This window comes from Variovorax sp. DAIF25, assembly GCF_050711835.1.
In the GTDB taxonomy this organism is placed as follows: domain Bacteria; phylum Pseudomonadota; class Gammaproteobacteria; order Burkholderiales; family Burkholderiaceae_C; genus Variovorax.
In genome coordinates this window covers 4,151,063-4,167,605 of sequence record NZ_CP136636.1, presented here as the reverse complement: position 1 = coordinate 4,167,605, position 16,543 = coordinate 4,151,063, and the positions used below count along the sequence as shown (strand labels likewise).

Annotated in this window: 16 protein-coding genes; 14 read left to right on the top strand and 2 right to left on the bottom strand. The window is 67.3% G+C overall.

Annotated features, from left to right (window positions below; all coding sequences use genetic code 11):
- Nucleotides 1-14: 14 nt before the first annotated feature.
- From lpxD to R0232_RS19275, 11 genes are all read left to right on the top strand, one after another.
- Entirely contained in the window at nt 15-992 is a 978-nt protein-coding gene (gene lpxD / locus R0232_RS19325) for a UDP-3-O-(3-hydroxymyristoyl)glucosamine N-acyltransferase (RefSeq protein ID WP_431509102.1), read from the top strand.
- 23 nt (nt 993-1,015) lie between these two features.
- Nucleotides 1,016-1,468: a 3-hydroxyacyl-ACP dehydratase FabZ gene (gene fabZ / locus R0232_RS19320; protein ID WP_057591688.1), complete on the top strand. Its 453-nt coding sequence runs from the start codon at nt 1,016-1,018 to the stop codon at nt 1,466-1,468.
- Nucleotides 1,469-1,478: 10 nt separating this feature from the next.
- The gene (lpxA, locus tag R0232_RS19315; RefSeq protein WP_093342260.1) at nt 1,479-2,267 is read left to right on the top strand and encodes an acyl-ACP--UDP-N-acetylglucosamine O-acyltransferase; all 789 of its coding nucleotides are present in this window, start codon (nt 1,479-1,481) and stop codon (nt 2,265-2,267) included.
- A gap of 10 nt (nt 2,268-2,277) precedes the next feature.
- Nucleotides 2,278-3,438, top strand: a complete 1,161-nt coding sequence (gene lpxB, locus R0232_RS19310) for a lipid-A-disaccharide synthase (RefSeq protein ID WP_431509101.1) — start codon at nt 2,278-2,280, stop codon at nt 3,436-3,438.
- The gene (gene rnhB / locus R0232_RS19305) at nt 3,410-4,135 is read left to right on the top strand and encodes a ribonuclease HII (RefSeq protein ID WP_431509100.1); all 726 of its coding nucleotides are present in this window, start codon (nt 3,410-3,412) and stop codon (nt 4,133-4,135) included. The genes lpxB and rnhB overlap by 29 nt, the downstream gene beginning before the upstream one ends.
- 4 nt (nt 4,136-4,139) lie before the next feature.
- Nucleotides 4,140-4,925 (top strand): TrmH family RNA methyltransferase, encoded by a 786-nt coding sequence (locus R0232_RS19300; RefSeq protein WP_431509099.1) that lies wholly within the window; start codon nt 4,140-4,142, stop codon nt 4,923-4,925.
- A 232-nt stretch (nt 4,926-5,157) separates the two neighbouring features.
- Nucleotides 5,158-6,366: a glutamine-hydrolyzing carbamoyl-phosphate synthase small subunit gene (gene carA, locus R0232_RS19295; RefSeq protein ID WP_431509098.1), complete on the top strand. Its 1,209-nt coding sequence runs from the start codon at nt 5,158-5,160 to the stop codon at nt 6,364-6,366.
- A complete protein-coding gene (gene carB / locus R0232_RS19290; RefSeq protein WP_431509097.1) occupies nt 6,359-9,607 on the top strand; it encodes a carbamoyl-phosphate synthase large subunit in 3,249 nt (1,082 codons plus the stop codon). Before carA ends, carB begins: the two co-directional genes overlap by 8 nt.
- 8 nt (nt 9,608-9,615) lie before the next feature.
- Complete coding sequence (locus R0232_RS19285; RefSeq protein ID WP_431509096.1) at nt 9,616-10,485, top strand: Kdo hydroxylase family protein; 870 nt, start codon at nt 9,616-9,618, stop codon at nt 10,483-10,485.
- Between the two features lie 64 nt (nt 10,486-10,549).
- Nucleotides 10,550-11,029, top strand: coding sequence for a transcription elongation factor GreA (gene greA, locus R0232_RS19280; RefSeq protein ID WP_057591673.1), 480 nt, complete (start codon nt 10,550-10,552; stop codon nt 11,027-11,029).
- An 11-nt stretch (nt 11,030-11,040) separates the two neighbouring features.
- Nucleotides 11,041-11,460 carry a DUF4149 domain-containing protein gene (locus tag R0232_RS19275; RefSeq protein ID WP_057591674.1) on the top strand — a complete coding sequence of 140 codons (420 nt, stop codon included), beginning with the start codon at nt 11,041-11,043 and terminating at the stop codon, nt 11,458-11,460.
- Between the two features lie 13 nt (nt 11,461-11,473).
- On the opposite strand, the gene R0232_RS19270 is transcribed toward R0232_RS19275, so the two are convergent.
- Entirely contained in the window at nt 11,474-12,232 is a 759-nt protein-coding gene (locus tag R0232_RS19270) for a glycosyltransferase (RefSeq protein ID WP_431509095.1), read from the bottom strand.
- Between the two features lie 2 nt (nt 12,233-12,234).
- Nucleotides 12,235-12,714 (bottom strand): YhbY family RNA-binding protein, encoded by a 480-nt coding sequence (locus tag R0232_RS19265; protein ID WP_093342246.1) that lies wholly within the window; start codon nt 12,712-12,714, stop codon nt 12,235-12,237.
- A gap of 42 nt (nt 12,715-12,756) precedes the next feature.
- On the opposite strand from R0232_RS19265, the gene R0232_RS19260 reads away from it, so the two are divergent.
- From R0232_RS19260 to folP, 3 genes are all read left to right on the top strand, one after another.
- Entirely contained in the window at nt 12,757-13,464 is a 708-nt protein-coding gene (locus R0232_RS19260; RefSeq protein ID WP_431512910.1) for an RlmE family RNA methyltransferase, read from the top strand.
- Between the two features lie 160 nt (nt 13,465-13,624).
- Nucleotides 13,625-15,547, top strand: coding sequence for an ATP-dependent zinc metalloprotease FtsH (gene ftsH, locus R0232_RS19255; RefSeq protein WP_057591678.1), 1,923 nt, complete (start codon nt 13,625-13,627; stop codon nt 15,545-15,547).
- A 71-nt stretch (nt 15,548-15,618) separates the two neighbouring features.
- Nucleotides 15,619-16,473: a dihydropteroate synthase gene (folP, locus tag R0232_RS19250; RefSeq protein ID WP_431509094.1), complete on the top strand. Its 855-nt coding sequence runs from the start codon at nt 15,619-15,621 to the stop codon at nt 16,471-16,473.
- Nucleotides 16,474-16,543: the final 70 nt, after the last annotated feature.

Sequence of the window (16,543 nt, the reverse complement as noted above, 5' to 3'; positions counted from 1 at the left end):
CGCCGCGTACCGGCGTGGCACTGCAGCTAGGAGCCATCGTTGACGCCCTCGGGGGCGAGCTTCGTGGCAATGCGACGCTGTCCATCGAGCGCTTGTCCCCGCTCCAGAATGCACAGCCCGATGCGCTCAGCTTCCTGAGCCATCCCAAATACCAGCAGGAACTCGCGGCTTCCAGGGCCGGCTGCGTGATCGTGTCGCCCGCGATGAGCGAGGCGGCGGCCGCTCGCGGCGCCTGCATCGTCACGCCCGACCCCTACCTGTACTTCGCGCGGCTCACGCAGCTGTGGAAGGCGAGCCATGCGCGGCCCGAGGCCGAGCGCATCCATCCCTCGGCCGTGGTTCATCCCGAGGCCCAGGTCGATCCCACGGCCCGTATCGGCGCGCTGTGCGTGATCGAGCGCGGTGCGCGCATCGGCGCCGGCACGGTGCTGAAGTCGCGCGTCACCGTGAGCGAGGACTGCACGATCGGCGAGCGCTGCCTGCTGCATCCGGGCGTGGTCATCGGTGCCGACGGCTTCGGCCTCGCGCCGAGCAAGGAGGGCTGGGTCAAGATCGAGCAACTGGGCGCGGTGCGCATCGGCAACGACGTCGAGATCGGCGCCAACACCTGCATCGACCGCGGTGCGCTCGACGACACCGTGCTCGAGGACGGCGTGAAGCTCGACAACCTGATCCAGATCGGCCACAACGTGCGCGTCGGCCGCAACACCGCGATGGCGGGCTGCGTCGGCGTGGCCGGCAGCGCGACCATCGGTGCCAACTGCACCTTCGGCGGCGGCGCCATCGTGCTGGGCCACCTGAGCGTGGCCGACAACGTCCACGTGTCCGCCGCCACGGTGGTGACACGCTCCATCCGCAAGGCCGGCCAGTACACCGGCATGTTCCCCATCGATGACAATGCGACCTGGGAAAAGAACGCTGCAACGCTCAAGCAGTTGCACAGCCTGCGCGAACGACTGAAGGCGCTGGAGAAGGCTCCCTCCCAACAATGAAGACGATGCAGGAACAGACCACCATGACGACGACGCTCGACATCCATCAAATCCTCAAGCTGCTGCCGCACCGCTATCCTTTTCTGCTGGTCGACCGCGTGCTGGACATGGAGAAGGGCAAGCGCATCACGGCGCTCAAGAACGTGACCATGAACGAGCCGTTCTTCAACGGCCACTTCCCGCACCGCCCGGTGATGCCCGGCGTGCTGATGCTCGAAGCCATGGCGCAGGCCGCGGCGCTGCTGTCGTTCCGTTCGCTCGACATCGTGCCCGACGACAACACCGTCTACTACTTCGCCGCGATCGACGGCGCGCGCTTCAAGCGCCCCGTGGAGCCGGGCGACCAGCTCACGCTGGAGGTCGAGATCGAGCGCATGAAGGCCGGCATCTCGAAGTTCAAGGGTCGGGCACTGGTGGGCAGCGAGCTGGCCTGCGAGGCATCGCTGATGTGCGCCATGCGCCAGATCAACGCCTGACGATCGGCGCATGACGCAGGTTCATCCGACGGCCATCGTCGATCCCAAGGCCGAGCTCGACCCGTCGGTCGCGGTCGGTCCCTATACCGTGATCGGCCCGCACGTGCGTATCGGTGCGGGCACGACCATCGGCCCGCACTGCGTGATCGAGGGGCGGACCACCATCGGCCGCGACAACCGGATCTTCCAGTTCGCCTCGCTCGGCGCGATCCCGCAGGACAAGAAATACGCCGGCGAGCCGACCGAGCTGGTCATCGGCGACCGCAATCTGATCCGCGAGTTCTGCACCTTCAACCTCGGCGTGCCGGGGGCGGGTGGAGTGACCCGCGTGGGCCACGACAACTGGATCATGGCCTACACCCATATCGCGCACGACTGCCATGTCGACAACCACACGACGCTGGCCAACCAGACCACGCTGGCCGGTCATGTGCACCTGGCCGACTGGGTCACGATCGGCGGGTTGACGGGCATTCACCAGTTCGTTTCGATCGGTGCCCACGCGATGGTCGGCTTCGCCAGCGCGGTGTCGCAGGACGTGCCGCCTTTCATGCTGGTCGACGGCAATCCGCTGGCGGTTCGCGGCTTCAACATCGTGGGGCTGCGTCGGCGCGACTTTTCGGCCCAGCGGCTCGCGGCGGTCAAGCAGATGCATCGCCTGTTGTACCGCCAAGGCAAGACGCTCGACGAGGCGCGCGCGGGCATTGCCGCGCTGGCCGCCGAGATGCCGGAAGCGGCCGAGGACATCGCGTTGATGGAATCCTTCATCGCCAACTCGACGCGCGGCATCGCGCGCTGAGGTGAGGGCGATGCAGAAGGACGCACAGCGGCCCGAACCGCGCCGTTTTGCGCTGGTCGCGGGCGAGGCTTCGGGCGACCTGCTCGCGGGCCTGCTGCTCGACGGCCTTCAGGCGCGCTGGCCCGATCTGCAAACCGCAGGCATCGGCGGCCCGCGCATGCTGGCGCACGGTTTCGAGAGCTGGTGGCCGCAGGAAAAGCTCGCGGTGCGCGGCTACATCGAGGTGCTGCGCCACTACGCCGAGATCGCGGGCATCCGGCGCCAGCTCAAGGCGCGGCTCTTGCGCGAATGGCCCGAACTCTTCATCGGCGTCGATGCGCCCGATTTCAACCTCGACCTCGAGGCCGGCCTGCGCGGCCGCGGCATGAAGACGGTGCACTTCGTCTGCCCGTCGATCTGGGCCTGGCGGCCCGAGCGCATCGAGAAGATCCGCGCCGCGGCCGACCACGTGCTGTGCATCTTCCCGTTCGAGCCCGAGCTGCTGGCCTCGCAGGGCGTGCAGGCCAGTTACGTCGGGCATCCGCTGGCCAACGTGATTCCCATGACGGTCGACCGCGCGGCGGTGCGCGCCTCGCTGGGCCTCGCGCCCGACGCCCAGGTGGTGGCGCTGCTGCCGGGCAGCCGGCGCTCCGAGGTCCGCTACCTGGCGGACCGCTTCTTCGAGGCCGCCGCGCTGATGCGCAAGGCGCGCCCCGCGCTGCGCTTCGTGGCGCCGATCCTGCCGGGCTTGCGCTCCGAGGTCGAGGCGCTGCTGAAGGCCAGCGGCCTGGGCGACGCGGTGACGCTGCTCGACGGCCAGTCGCATGCCGCGCTGTCCGCCTGCGACGTCACGCTGATCGCCAGCGGTACCGCCACGCTCGAGGCGGCACTGTTCAAGCGGCCGATGGTCATCGCCTACAACATGAACAGCCTCTCGTGGCGGATGATGCAGCGCAAGCAGCTCCAGCCCTGGGTCGGGCTGCCCAACATCCTGTGCCGCGACTTCGTGGTGCCCGAATTGCTGCAGGAGGCCGCGTCGCCCGAGGCGCTGGCCCAGGCCACGCTCGAATGGCTCGACGCTCCCGAGCGGGTGCGCGCGCTCGAGGCGCGTTTCGCCGAACTCCACGTGCAACTGCAGCGCGATACGCCGACACTGTGCGCCGATGCGATCCAGAAAGTTCTTGAAGGCTGAACAGGCGCCCCTGGCCTGGGACGCGCCCGGCCTGCTGGCGGGCGTGGACGAAGCGGGACGCGGTCCGCTGGCCGGGCCGGTGGTGGCCGCGGCCGTGATCCTCGACGACCAGCGCCCGATCCGCGGCCTGGCCGACTCCAAGACCCTGACCGCGCTGCAGCGCGAGCGCCTGCACGACCAGATCATGGCCCAGGCGCTGTGCTGCTCGATCGCGCAGGCCAGCGTGGAGGAGATCGACACCCACAACATCCTGCAGGCGACCATGCTGGCGATGCGCCGCGCGGTCGAGGGCCTGCGCCTGAAGCCGGCCAAGGTGCTGGTGGACGGCAACCGGCTGCCCCAGCTCGACGTGCTGGCCGAGGCCATCGTCAAGGGCGACGCGCGCGTGAAGGCGATCTCGGCCGCGTCGATCCTGGCCAAGGTGCACCGCGACCGGCTCTGCGAGCAGCTGCACCAGGAGTTTCCGCACTACGGCTTCGCGGGCCACAAGGGCTACGGCACGCCCGAGCATCTCGAGGCCCTGCTGCAGCACGGCGCCTGCGTGCACCACCGGCGCTCGTTCAGCCCGGTGGCGGCCGCGCTGGCGCGCATGGCGCCGGCGGTGCCGGTCGTTCAGGTCGCCCAGGTCGAGTCGCAGCTGCCCGCGGTGTCGGTGCAGACCCAGGTCGTGGCCATCGAACTGCGCCCGGCGCCCTGATCCGATGACCACGCCCGCCGGCCCGAGCCGCATCAGCTCGCGCGACAACCCATTGCTCAAGGACCTGCGCAAGCTGGCGCAGGATCCGGGCGCCTACCGCAAGCTGGGTCGCATCTGGCTCGAAGGCGACCATCTGTGCCGCGCTGCGCTGGCGCGCGGCGTGACGCCCGCGGTGGCCGTGTTCTCGCTGTCGTTCTGGCCGCAGGCACCGGCCGAGTGGTCGCGCGATGCCGCCAAGACCGTGGTCGTCGATGACGAGCTGCTGAAGGCGGCGAGCGGGCTGGAATCGCCGGCACCGATGGGCTTCCTGCTCGAGCTGCCCGAACGGCCCGCGGTGCTGCCCGAGGCGCCCACCGTGGTGCTCGACCGACTGCAGGACGCCGGCAACGTCGGCTCCGTGCTGCGCAGTGCCGCGGCCTTCGGTTTCCAGCAGGTGATCGCGCTCAAGGGCACGGCGGCGCTCTGGTCGCCCAAGGTGCTGCGCGCCGGCATGGGCGCCCATTTCGGCCTGCGGCTGATCGAGGGTGTCGATGCCACCGCGCTCGAGGCGCTGGCGGTGCCGCTGGTCGCCACCAGCTCGCACCGCGGCGACTGGCTGCACGCGGCGAAGCTGCCGCATCCCTGCGCCTGGCTGCTGGGCCATGAAGGGCAGGGCGTGTCGGCCGCGCTCGAGGCGCTGGCCACGCACCACATCCGGATCGCGCAGCCCGGGGGCGAGGAGTCGCTCAACGTGGCCGCGGCCGCGGCCATCTGCCTGCATGCCAGCGGCGCGGCCACCCTGAAAAGATAAGAAACATTCTCAGTTGCCCGCCGGGTTCATGCCATTGACGCATGGCTGGTGTACGGGCGAGCGAATCTTCATGCCCCGCGAGGCAAGAGGCGACGGCCGCCGGGCTACAATCGGGGGCTTACTCGCAAATCAGCGTCGCCCGGCCGCATTCCACGCCATCTTCCCCTTAAGCAGCAGTCCCAAGGCTTCAAAGCCCTGGATGCCGGGCGACCGTAACCATCCGGAGAACCCAGTGCTTTTGTCTCTCAAGGGAAGTTTCCCGCCCGCCATCCTGGCGCTCGCAGACGGCACGGTCTTTCAAGGCAACTCGATCGGAGCCACCGGCTCCACCGTCGGTGAAGTGGTGTTCAACACCGCGATGACCGGCTACCAGGAAATCCTCACCGACCCGAGCTACTGCCAGCAGATCGTGACGCTCACGTATCCGCACATCGGCAACTACGGCGTCAATCCCGAGGACATCGAAGCCGACAAGATCCATGCCGCGGGCCTCATCATTCGGGACCTGCCGCAGATCGCCTCCAACTTCCGCCATACCGCGACGCTGTCGCAGTACCTGGTGGAGGGCAAGACCGTCGCCATCGCCAACATCGACACCCGCAAGTTGACCCGCCACCTGCGCACGCACGGCGCGCAGAACGGCTGCATCCTGGGACTGGCCGAAGGGGAAGCGGTCACCCAGGCGCTGATCGACAAGGCCATCGCCGCCGCCAAGGCCGCGCCGAGCATGGCCGGCCTCGACCTCGCCAAGGTGGTGTCGGTGCAGCAGACCTACGAGTGGACCGAGACCGAGTGGAAGCTCGCCAACTCGAACGGCAAGCCGGGCTATGGCGTGCAGATCACGCCGCGCTTCCACGTCGTGGCCTTCGACTACGGCGTCAAGAAGAACATCCTGCGCATGATCGCCCAGCGCGGCGCGCGCATCACCGTGGTGCCGGCCCAGACGCCCGCGGCCGACGTGCTCAAGCTCAAGCCCGACGGCATCTTCCTGGCCAACGGTCCCGGCGACCCGGAGCCCTGCGACTACGCGATCACCGCGGTCAGGGAACTGATCGAAACCGGCATCCCGACCTTCGGCATCTGCCTGGGCCACCAGATCATGGCGCTGGCCTCGGGCGCGAAGACCTTCAAGATGAAGTTCGGCCACCACGGCGCGAACCATCCGGTCAAGGACCTCGACAGCGGCCGCGTCAGCATCACGAGCCAGAACCACGGCTTCGCGGTCGACGAGAAGTCGCTGCCGGCGAACCTGCGCCCCACGCACGTGAGCCTGTTCGACAACACGCTGCAGGGCCTGGCCCGCACTGACAAGCCGGCGTTCTGCTTCCAGGGCCACCCCGAAGCCTCGCCCGGCCCGCACGACATCGGCTACCTGTTCGATCGCTTCACGGCACTCATGGAAAAGAACAATACGGAAAAGACGGAGAAAGAGCATGCCTAAGCGCACAGACCTCAAATCGATCCTCATCATCGGCGCCGGCCCGATCATCATCGGCCAGGCCTGCGAGTTCGACTACTCCGGCGTGCAGGCGTGCAAGGCGCTGCGCGAGGAGGGCTACAAGGTCATCCTGATCAACAGCAACCCCGCGACGATCATGACCGACCCGGCCACGGCCGATGTCACCTACATCGAGCCGATCACCTGGCAGACGGTCGAGAAGATCATCGCCAAGGAACGCCCCGACGCGATCCTGCCGACCATGGGCGGCCAGACCGCGCTGAACTGCGCGCTCGACCTCTGGCGCAACGGCGTGCTCGACAAGTACCAGGGCGCGGCCACGGGCAAGCCGGTCGAGCTGATCGGCGCCACGCCCGAAGCCATCGACAAGGCCGAGGACCGCCTGAAGTTCAAGGACGCGATGACCAAGATCGGTCTCGGGTCGGCGCGCTCGGGCATCGCGCACACGATGGACGAAGCCTGGGCCGTGCAGAAGACGCTCGGCTTCCCGACCGTGATCCGTCCCAGCTTCACGCTCGGCGGCACCGGCGGCGGCATCGCCTACAACCCGGACGAGTTCGAGACCATCTGCAAGCGCGGCATCGAAGCCTCGCCGACCAACGAGCTGCTGATCGAGGAATCGCTGCTCGGCTGGAAAGAGTACGAGATGGAAGTCGTGCGCGACAAGGCCGACAACTGCATCATCGTCTGCTCGATCGAGAACCTCGACCCGATGGGCGTGCACACCGGCGACTCGATCACCGTGGCACCCGCGCAGACGCTGTCCGACAAGGAATACCAGATCCTGCGCAACGCCTCGCTGGCCGTGCTGCGCGAGATCGGCGTCGACACCGGCGGCTCGAACGTGCAGTTCTCCATCAACCCGAAGGACGGCCGCATGGTCGTCATCGAGATGAATCCGCGCGTGTCGCGTTCGTCGGCGCTGGCCTCCAAGGCCACCGGCTTCCCGATCGCCAAGGTCGCGGCCAAGCTGGCCGTGGGCTACACGCTCGACGAGCTGCGCAACGAGATCACCGGGGGTGCCACGCCCGCGTCGTTCGAGCCCTCGATCGACTACGTGGTCACCAAGATCCCGCGTTTCGCCTTCGAGAAATTCCCGCAGGCCGATTCGCGCCTGACGACGCAGATGAAGTCGGTGGGCGAGGTGATGGCGATGGGCCGCACCTTCCAGGAATCGTTCCAGAAGGCCCTGCGCGGCCTCGAGGTGGGCGTCGACGGCCTGAACGAGAAGACGCAGGACCGTGAAGTGCTCGAGAAGGAACTGGGCGAGCCCGGACCCGAGCGCATCTGGTACGTGGGCGATGCCTTCGCGATGGGCCTGAGCGTCGACGAAGTGTTCGCGCTGACCAAGATCGACCCGTGGTTCCTGGTGCAGATCGAGGAGATCGTGAAGATCGAGCTCGAGCTGGAAACCAAGTCGCTCGACGACATCGACCAGGACACGCTGCTCGCGCTGAAGAAGAAGGGCTTCTCCGATCGCCGGCTCGCCAAGCAGCTGAAGACCACGGACACGGCCATCCGCGAGAAGCGCCGCGCCCTGGGCGTGCGCCCGGTCTACAAGCGCGTCGACACCTGCGCGGCCGAGTTCGCGACCAACACCGCCTACATGTACTCGACCTACGAGGACGAGTGCGAGGCCGATCCGACGGACAAGAAGAAGATCATGGTGCTCGGCGGCGGTCCGAACCGCATCGGCCAGGGCATCGAGTTCGACTACTGCTGCGTGCATGCCGCGCTCGCGATGCGCGAGGACGGCTACGAGACCATCATGGTCAACTGCAATCCCGAAACCGTGTCGACCGACTACGACACCTCGGACCGCCTGTATTTCGAGCCGCTCACGCTCGAGGACGTGCTCGAGATCGTCGACAAGGAAAAGCCGGTCGGCGTGATCGTGCAGTACGGCGGCCAGACGCCGCTGAAGCTCGCGCTCGACCTCGAGGCCAACGGCGTGCCGATCATCGGCACCTCGCCCGACATGATCGACGCGGCCGAAGACCGCGAGCGCTTCCAGAAGCTGCTGCACGAACTGCAGCTGCTGCAGCCGCCGAACGCCACCGCGCGCACCGAAGCCGAAGCCCTCGAGAAGGCCGCGGCCCTCGGCTATCCGCTGGTGGTGCGCCCGAGCTACGTGCTCGGCGGCCGTGCGATGGAAATCGTGCATGAGCAGCGCGACCTCGAGCGCTACATGCGCGAGGCGGTCAAGGTCAGCAACGACTCGCCGGTGCTGCTCGACCGCTTCCTCAACGACGCCGTCGAATGCGACGTCGACTGCCTGCGCGACGCCGAGGGCCAGACCCTGATCGGCGGCGTGATGGAGCACATCGAGCAGGCGGGCGTGCACTCGGGCGACTCCGCCTGCTCGCTGCCGCCCTACAGCCTGTCGGCCGAGACCGTGGCCGAGCTCAAGCGCCAGAGCGCCGCGATGGCCAAGGCGCTGAACGTGGTCGGCCTGATGAACGTGCAGTTCGCGATCCAGCAGAAGGACGGCAAGGACGCGATCTACGTGCTCGAAGTCAATCCGCGCGCCTCGCGCACCGTGCCCTACGTCAGCAAGGCCACCGGCATCCAGCTCGCCAAGGTGGCGGCCCGCTGCATGGCCGGCCAGTCGCTCGCGTCGCAGGGCGTGACGAAGGAGGTCACGCCGCCGTACTTCAGCGTGAAGGAGGCCGTGTTCCCGTTCGTCAAGTTCCCGGGCGTGGACACCATCCTCGGCCCCGAGATGAAGTCGACCGGAGAGGTGATGGGCGTGGGCAAGACCTTCGGCGAGGCCTTCGTGAAGTCGCAGCTCGGCGCCGGCACGCACCTGCCGAAGTCGGGCAAGGTCTTCATCTCGGTGAAGAACAACGACAAGACGCGCGCGGTCGAAGTCGCGCGCGGCCTGTCGCAGCTCGGCTTCGTGCTGATCGCGACCAAGGGCACGGCCGCGGCCATCAATGCCGCGGGCATCGAATGCGCGACGGTGAACAAGGTGACCGAAGGCCGTCCGCACATCGTGGACATGATCAAGAACAACGAGATCGCGCTGGTCATCAACACGGTCGAGGAACGCCGCAACGCGATCACCGACTCGCGCCAGATCCGCACCTCGGCGCTGCTGGCGCGCGTGACCACCTTCACCACGATCTTCGGCGCCGAAGCCGCGGTCGAAGGCATGCGCTACATGGACGACCTCGACGTGATCTCGGTGCAGGAGATGCACGCGCAGCTGGCCACGGCCTGAGCCTCGCCATGGAAACGCAGCTCGTCGAACTGGCACTGAACGACTGGAACGCGGCCACGCCCAACGAGGCGTGGATCGCGGAACTCGAGGCCGGCAAGGTGCTGTACTTTCCGCGGCTGGGCTTCGAGCTGCTGCCGCAGGAACGCGCGCTGCTCACGCCCGCGCTGCTGTCGCCCGACGTGCGCAACATCAGCCTCGACGCCAACGGCAAGCTCAAGGGCGCCGTGGGCGACGAGGCGGTGCAACGGCTCGCGGCCGGCATGGTCGGGCGCTTTCGCGCGCAGGCGCAGCAGCTCATCCATGGGCTGCTGCCGCACTACACGCCCGCGCTGCGGCTCGCGCCCACCAGCTACCGCCCGGCGCAGGTCGAGACGCGCGTGCAGTCGTGGCGCGCCGACGACCGGCGGCTGCATGTCGACGCCTTTCCCTCGCGGCCCAACTACGGCGAGCGCATCCTGCGCGTGTTCACCAACGTCAATCCCGACGGCGCACCGCGCGTGTGGCGCGTGGGCGAGCCCTTCGAGGACATCGCGCGCCGCTTCCTGCCGCGCGCCAAGCCCTATGCGCGCTGGCAGGCCAGGCTGCTGCAGGCGCTGCACGTGACCAAGTCCTTCCGCAGCGAATACGACCACCTGATGCTGCAGCTGCACGACGGCATGAAGTCGGACCTCGACTACCAGCAGACCTCGCCGCAGGAGAACGCCGAGTTCCCGCCCGGCTCGGTCTGGGTGTGCTTCTCCGACCAGACCTCGCACGCGGTGATGGCCGGGCAGTACATGCTCGAACAGACCCTGCACCTGGACGCGGCGAAGCAATACAATCCCGCTTCGAGCCCGCTCGCCATCCTGAGCCGGCTGACCGGACGACCTCTCGTTTGAGAGCCTTCCCCCATCGACCGCCGAACGGCAGCGTTCGGCGGTTTCGCTTTATGGAGAACGATATATGGCGACAACCATCCCCATCACCAAGCGCGGCGCGGAGAAGCTGCGCGACGAACTGCGCCGCCTCAAGACGGTGGAGCGGCCCGCGATCATCAATGCCATCGCCGAGGCACGCGCCCAGGGCGATATCAGCGAAAACGCCGAGTACGAAGTCGCCAAGGACCGCCAGGGCTTCATCGAGGGCCGCATCATCGAGATCGAGGGCAAGCTCTCGGCCGCGCAGGTGATCGACCCGACCGAGCTCGATGCCGGCGGCAAGGTGGTGTTCGCCTCCACGGTCGAGCTCGAGGAAGAGGACAGCGGCGATCCGGTCAAGTACCAGATCGTGGGCGAGGACGAAGCCGACCTGAAGCAGGGCCTGATCAACGTGTCGAGCCCGATCGCGCGCGCGCTGATCGGCAAGGAAGAGGGCGACAGCGTCGAGGTGCAGACGCCCGGTGGCCTCAAGCGCTACGAGATCGTGGCGGTCAGCTACCTCTGAGCGGCATCGCGATGAAAGACCGTGTCGCGCTGATGCTGGCCGCCCTCTGGTGGGGCAGCCTCACGACCATCGGCTTTCTCGTCGTGCCGATGCTGTTCGCGCGGCTCGGCAATCCCTCGGTGGCCGGCAACTTCGCGGCGCAGCTGTTCGAGGCCCAGAGCTGGATCGCGCTGCTGTGCGGACTCATCCTGCTGATCCATTTCCGCGCCAAGGCCGACGACGGCATGACCCCGCCGGTGCTGACGGCCCTGTTCCTGGTGCTGGCCGCCATGCTGCTCGCGCTGCTGCAGCAGTACGCCGTGGCGCCGCGCATCGTGGCGCGCGAGAACCTCAAGCTCTGGCACTCGGTGGGCAGCGGCATGTACCTCGTGCAGTGGCTGTGCGCCAGCGTGCTGCTCTGGCGCATGAGCGGCGGCCAGCGGCCGCGCTGAAGCCCGGAAGGACCTACTCGGTCCAGTGCTCGGCGACCCAGTGCGCCGGGCGGATGTATCGAAAGCGCCGGTTGCGCCGGCCGGCCAGCGCATCGGGCGGGTTGACCTCGCCGTGAAACACCATGATCCGCGCGTCCTGCGGCACGAACGGCGCCTTCCAGTAGTTGGAGGGCCAGGCCGGGATGCCGTGGTACTTGAAGCTCGGGCACCAGCCGTCGGGCCAGTAGGCCAGCTTGCGCTGCTTGTGCAGCACGTCGGACAGGTAGGTCTGTTCGTTGCGGTACTCGGCCTGAACCTTGTCGAGGTTGGCACGGAAATAGCCGAGCACGTCGGCATGTGCGCCGAGTTCGAAGCGGTAGACCGAGGAGTTGCCGGTGATGCGGCCGCGCCGCCAGAAACGGTCGTAGTCGCGGATGATGAGGAAGTCGCCGGGGTGCTCGAAGAAGGCATCGAGGCTGCCGACGATCACCACGTCGAGATCGAGGAAGAGGGCGGTGCCGCGCAGGCCGTGCAGATCGGCCTCGAAGGTCGTCAGCTTCTTCCAGGCGCCGTCGCGCTGGCCCGGCGCCAGGTGCAGGTTCAGCGGCGGGATCGGCAGGCAGCTGACCTCGGGCCGCACGCCCTGGCCGTCGTCGGTCAGGCAGACGAAGCGGAAATCGCCGCTCAGGTGGCGGCGCACCATGGCGTAGAGGCGGTTGACGTACTCGGGGCCGTACTTGGTGCCCCACTTCATGCAGAGGATGTGGCGCGTGGCGCCCTGTGCTGGCGCCAAGCTCAGTCCGCCTGGTTGCGCTTCTTGGCCGACAGTGGCCGCTTGGCCTTGGCGCGCTTGATCGTGCCGCCGGGCGTGAGCCGCTGGTTGCCGAGCACGCGCAGGGTCTTGATCTCGGGGCGCTGGCCGCCGCGCTTGCTGTACTTGACGATCTTCACGTCGCGCGGGCCGGGCATGCGGTCCTCGTCGACGACGCGTTCCTTCTCGGGCTTCGGACGCCACAGCACCAGCAGCTTGCCGATGTGCTGGATCGGGGCGGCATCGAGCTCGTCGGCCAGCTCCTGCAGCATCGCTTCGCGCGCGGCGCGGTCGTCGGAGAAGACGCGCACCTTGATGAGGCCGTGGGCCTTGAGGGCCGCATCGGCCTCTTTCTTCACGGCAGGGGTGAGCCCGTCGCCACCGACCATGACGATCGGATCCAGGTGGTGAGCTTCGGCGCGGTGCACCTTGCGCTCGGCAGGGGTAAGTTGAATGGCGGGCATCCCCGTATTATCGGACGTAGATCAGCACCTCCACGAGCCGAGCTGCCGGCCCCCGAAGAAACCGGGGCCCGGCACCCAGGCCAATCCATGAGCACCAAGGCGAAGCCCAACAAAGTCAACAAGGCGTGGTTGCACGACCACATCAACGATCCCTACGTGAAACTGGCCACGAAGGAGGGCTACCGCGCCCGCGCGGCCTACAAGCTCAAGGAAATCGACGAGGCGCTGGGCCTCATCAAGCCCGGCCAGCTGGTGGTCGACCTCGGGTCGACGCCCGGCGCCTGGAGCCAGTACGTGCGCCGGCGCATGTCGCCGGGCGGGGCGGCCACGGGGGCGCTCGAGGGCACCATCGTGGCGATCGACATCCTGCCGATGGAGCCGATCGAGGACGTGAACTTCCTGCAGGGCGACTTCCGGGAGGACAGCGTGTTGGCGCAGCTCACCGAGGCGCTCGGCGGCCGCAAGGCCGACGTGGTGGTGTCGGACATGGCGCCCAACCTCTCGGGCATCGAGTCGGCCGACGCAGCGCGGATCGCTCACCTGATCGAGCTGGCCATCGATTTCTCGCAGCACCACCTCAAACCCGAGGGCGCGCTGGTGGCCAAGCTGTTCCACGGCAGCGGCTACGACCAGCTCGTGAAGCTCTTCAAGGCCCATTTCCGCATCGTGAAGCCGTTCAAACCGAAGGCTTCGCGCGACCGATCGTCCGAGACCTTCATGGTCGGAATCGGCCTGAAAACCGGCGTCTGATACGCGTTGATACCGAAAACCGCCCAAACCCTTGTCAGGCTATGGCTGCTTTAGGGAAATCCGAGCTTTTCGCAGCTTGAAAAGCCTAAAATGGGGCGCAACTGCGTACCCAAGCGCGTATTTTCATCTTCCCGTCACGCGCTTTCGACTGGAGCTTCGTTTGAACAATCAGTGGTTTTCCAAGGTTGCCGTCTGGCTTGTCATCGCGATGGTGTTGTTCACTGTGTTCAAGCAGTTCGACACCCGCGGCGCCGCCGGCGCAGGCAATATCGGTTATTCGGACTTCCTCGAGGAAGTCCGCGGCAACCGCATCAAGAGCGCCACGATCCAGGAAGGCCAGGGCGGCAGCGAGATCGTCGCGATCACCAACGACGACCGCAAGATCCGCACCACGGCCACCTACCTCGACCGCGGCTTGGTTGGCGACCTGATCGCCAACAACGTCAAGTTCGACGTCAAGCCGCGCGAAGAAGGCTCCCTGCTCATGACCTTGCTGGTCAGCTGGGGCCCGATGCTGCTGCTGATCGGCGTGTGGGTCTACTTCATGCGACAGATGCAGGGCGGCGGCAAGGGCGGTGCCTTCAGCTTCGGCAAGAGCAAGGCGCGCATGATGGACGAGAACAACAACACCGTCACCTTCGCCGACGTCGCTGGTTGCGACGAGGCCAAGGAAGAGGTGCGCGAAGTCGTCGACTTCCTCAAGGACCCGCAGCGCTTCCAGAAACTCGGCGGCCGCATTCCGCGCGGCCTGCTGCTGGTCGGCCCGCCCGGCACCGGCAAGACCCTGCTGGCCAAGTCGATCGCCGGCGAAGCCAAGGTGCCTTTCTTCTCGATCTCGGGTTCCGACTTCGTCGAAATGTTCGTCGGCGTGGGCGCGGCCCGCGTGCGCGACATGTTCGAGAACGCCAAGAAGAACGCGCCCTGCATCATCTTCATCGACGAAATCGATGCAGTGGGCCGCCAGCGTGGTGCCGGCCTCGGCGGCGGCAACGACGAGCGCGAGCAGACCCTCAACCAGATGCTGGTCGAGATGGACGGCTTCGAAACCAACCTCGGCGTGATCGTCGTGGCCGCGACCAACCGTCCCGACATCCTCGACGCCGCACTGCTGCGTCCGGGCCGTTTCGACCGCCAGGTCTATGTCACGCTGCCCGACATCCGTGGCCGCGAACAGATCCTCGGCGTGCACATGCGCAAGGTCCCGCTGGGCCAGGACGTGAACCCGAGCGTGATCGCGCGCGGCACGCCCGGCATGTCGGGTGCCGACCTGGCCAACCTCTGCAACGAAGCCGCCCTGATGGCCGCCCGCCGCAATGCGCGCGTGGTCGAGATGCAGGACTTCGAGAAGGCCAAGGACAAGATCTTCATGGGCCCCGAGCGCAAGAGCATGGTCATGCCCGAGGAAGAACGCCGCAACACGGCCTACCACGAGTCCGGCCACGCCCTCATCGGCAAGCTGCTGCCCAAGTGCGACCCGGTCCACAAGGTCACGATCATTCCGCGCGGCCGCGCCCTCGGCGTGACCATGAGCCTGCCGGCGCAGGACCGCTACAGCTACGACCGAGAGTACATGCTGAACCAGATCAGCATGCTGTTCGGTGGCCGCATCGCCGAGGAAGTGTTCATGCACCAGATGACCACCGGCGCGAGCAACGACTTCGAACGTGCCACCAACCTGGCGCGTGACATGGTCATGAAGTACGGCATGAGCGATGCGCTCGGCCCGATGGTCTATGCCGAGAACGAAGGCGAAGTGTTCCTGGGCCGCTCGGTGACCAAGACCACGAACATGAGCGAGCAGACCATGGAAAAGGTCGACTCCGAAGTGCGCCGCATCATCGACGACCAGTACGCGCTGGCGCGTCGCCTGATCGAAGAGAACAGCGACAAGATGCACGCCATGGCCAAGGCCTTGCTCGAATGGGAAACCATCGACTCCGAGCAACTCGACGACATCATGGCCGGCAAGGAGCCGCGCCCGCCCAAGGACTGGACGCCGCGCACGCCCCCCTCGGGCAGCAACGGTGGCGGCAACGGCGGCACGCCGGCCGTGAATCCGGAACCTTCGCCGACCGCCGCCTGAGAAGTGCGTCTGGCATCAAACAGCAACGGGGCCTCAGGCCCCGTTTTCCATGTTCGGGCCGTCGCAGCCGCATGACGATGCTCCCGACCATGCCCGTCTGGCAGACCTCCCGCTTCACGATCGACCTCGCGCAGCCGCGCGTGATGGGCATCGTGAACGTCACGCCCGACTCCTTCTCCGATGGCGGCGCCCACGCCTCCACCGCGGCCGCGCTGCACCATTGCGAGCAGTTGCTGGAGGAGGGCGCCGACATCCTCGACATCGGCGGCGAATCCACCCGACCCGGTAGCCCCGCCGTACCGCTCGAGGCCGAACTGGCGCGCGTGCTGCCGGTGGTGCGCGAGGCGGTGAAGCTCGACGTACCGATCTCCATCGATACCTACAAGCCCGAGGTCATGCGCGCGGTGCTCGACCTCGGCGCGGACATCGTCAACGACATCTGGGCGCTGCGCCAACCTGGCGCGCGCGAGGCGGTCGCTGCGCATCCGTCGTGCGGCATCTGCCTGATGCACATGCACCGCGATCCGCAGACCATGCAGGCCGCGCCGATGGACGGCGAGGTCGTGCCGCAGGTGCTGGACTTCTGGCGCGTGCAGCTCGACGCCCTGGGTGCCCTCGGCATTGCGCCCGCGCGCATCACGCTCGACCCCGGCATCGGCTTCGGCAAGACCGTGGCGCAGAATTTCGCGCTGCTCGCCCGGCAGCGCGAGCTGCTCGGCGCGGGCCATCCGCTGCTGCTGGGCTGGTCGCGCAAGTCCTCGATCGGCGTCGTCACCGGCATCGAGCAGGCCGCGCAGCGCACGGTGCCCAGCGTGGCGGCCGCCGTGCTCGCGGTCGATCATGGTGCTGCCATCGTGCGCGTGCACGATGTGCGCGACACGGTCGCCGCGCTCGCGGTCTGGCGCGCGATGAAGGCCGTCGCATAGCCATCGGATCGCCACGGCAACCGGGCCAGGTTTCCCCAGAAATATTCCTTCAAACATCCAAAGCAAAGAC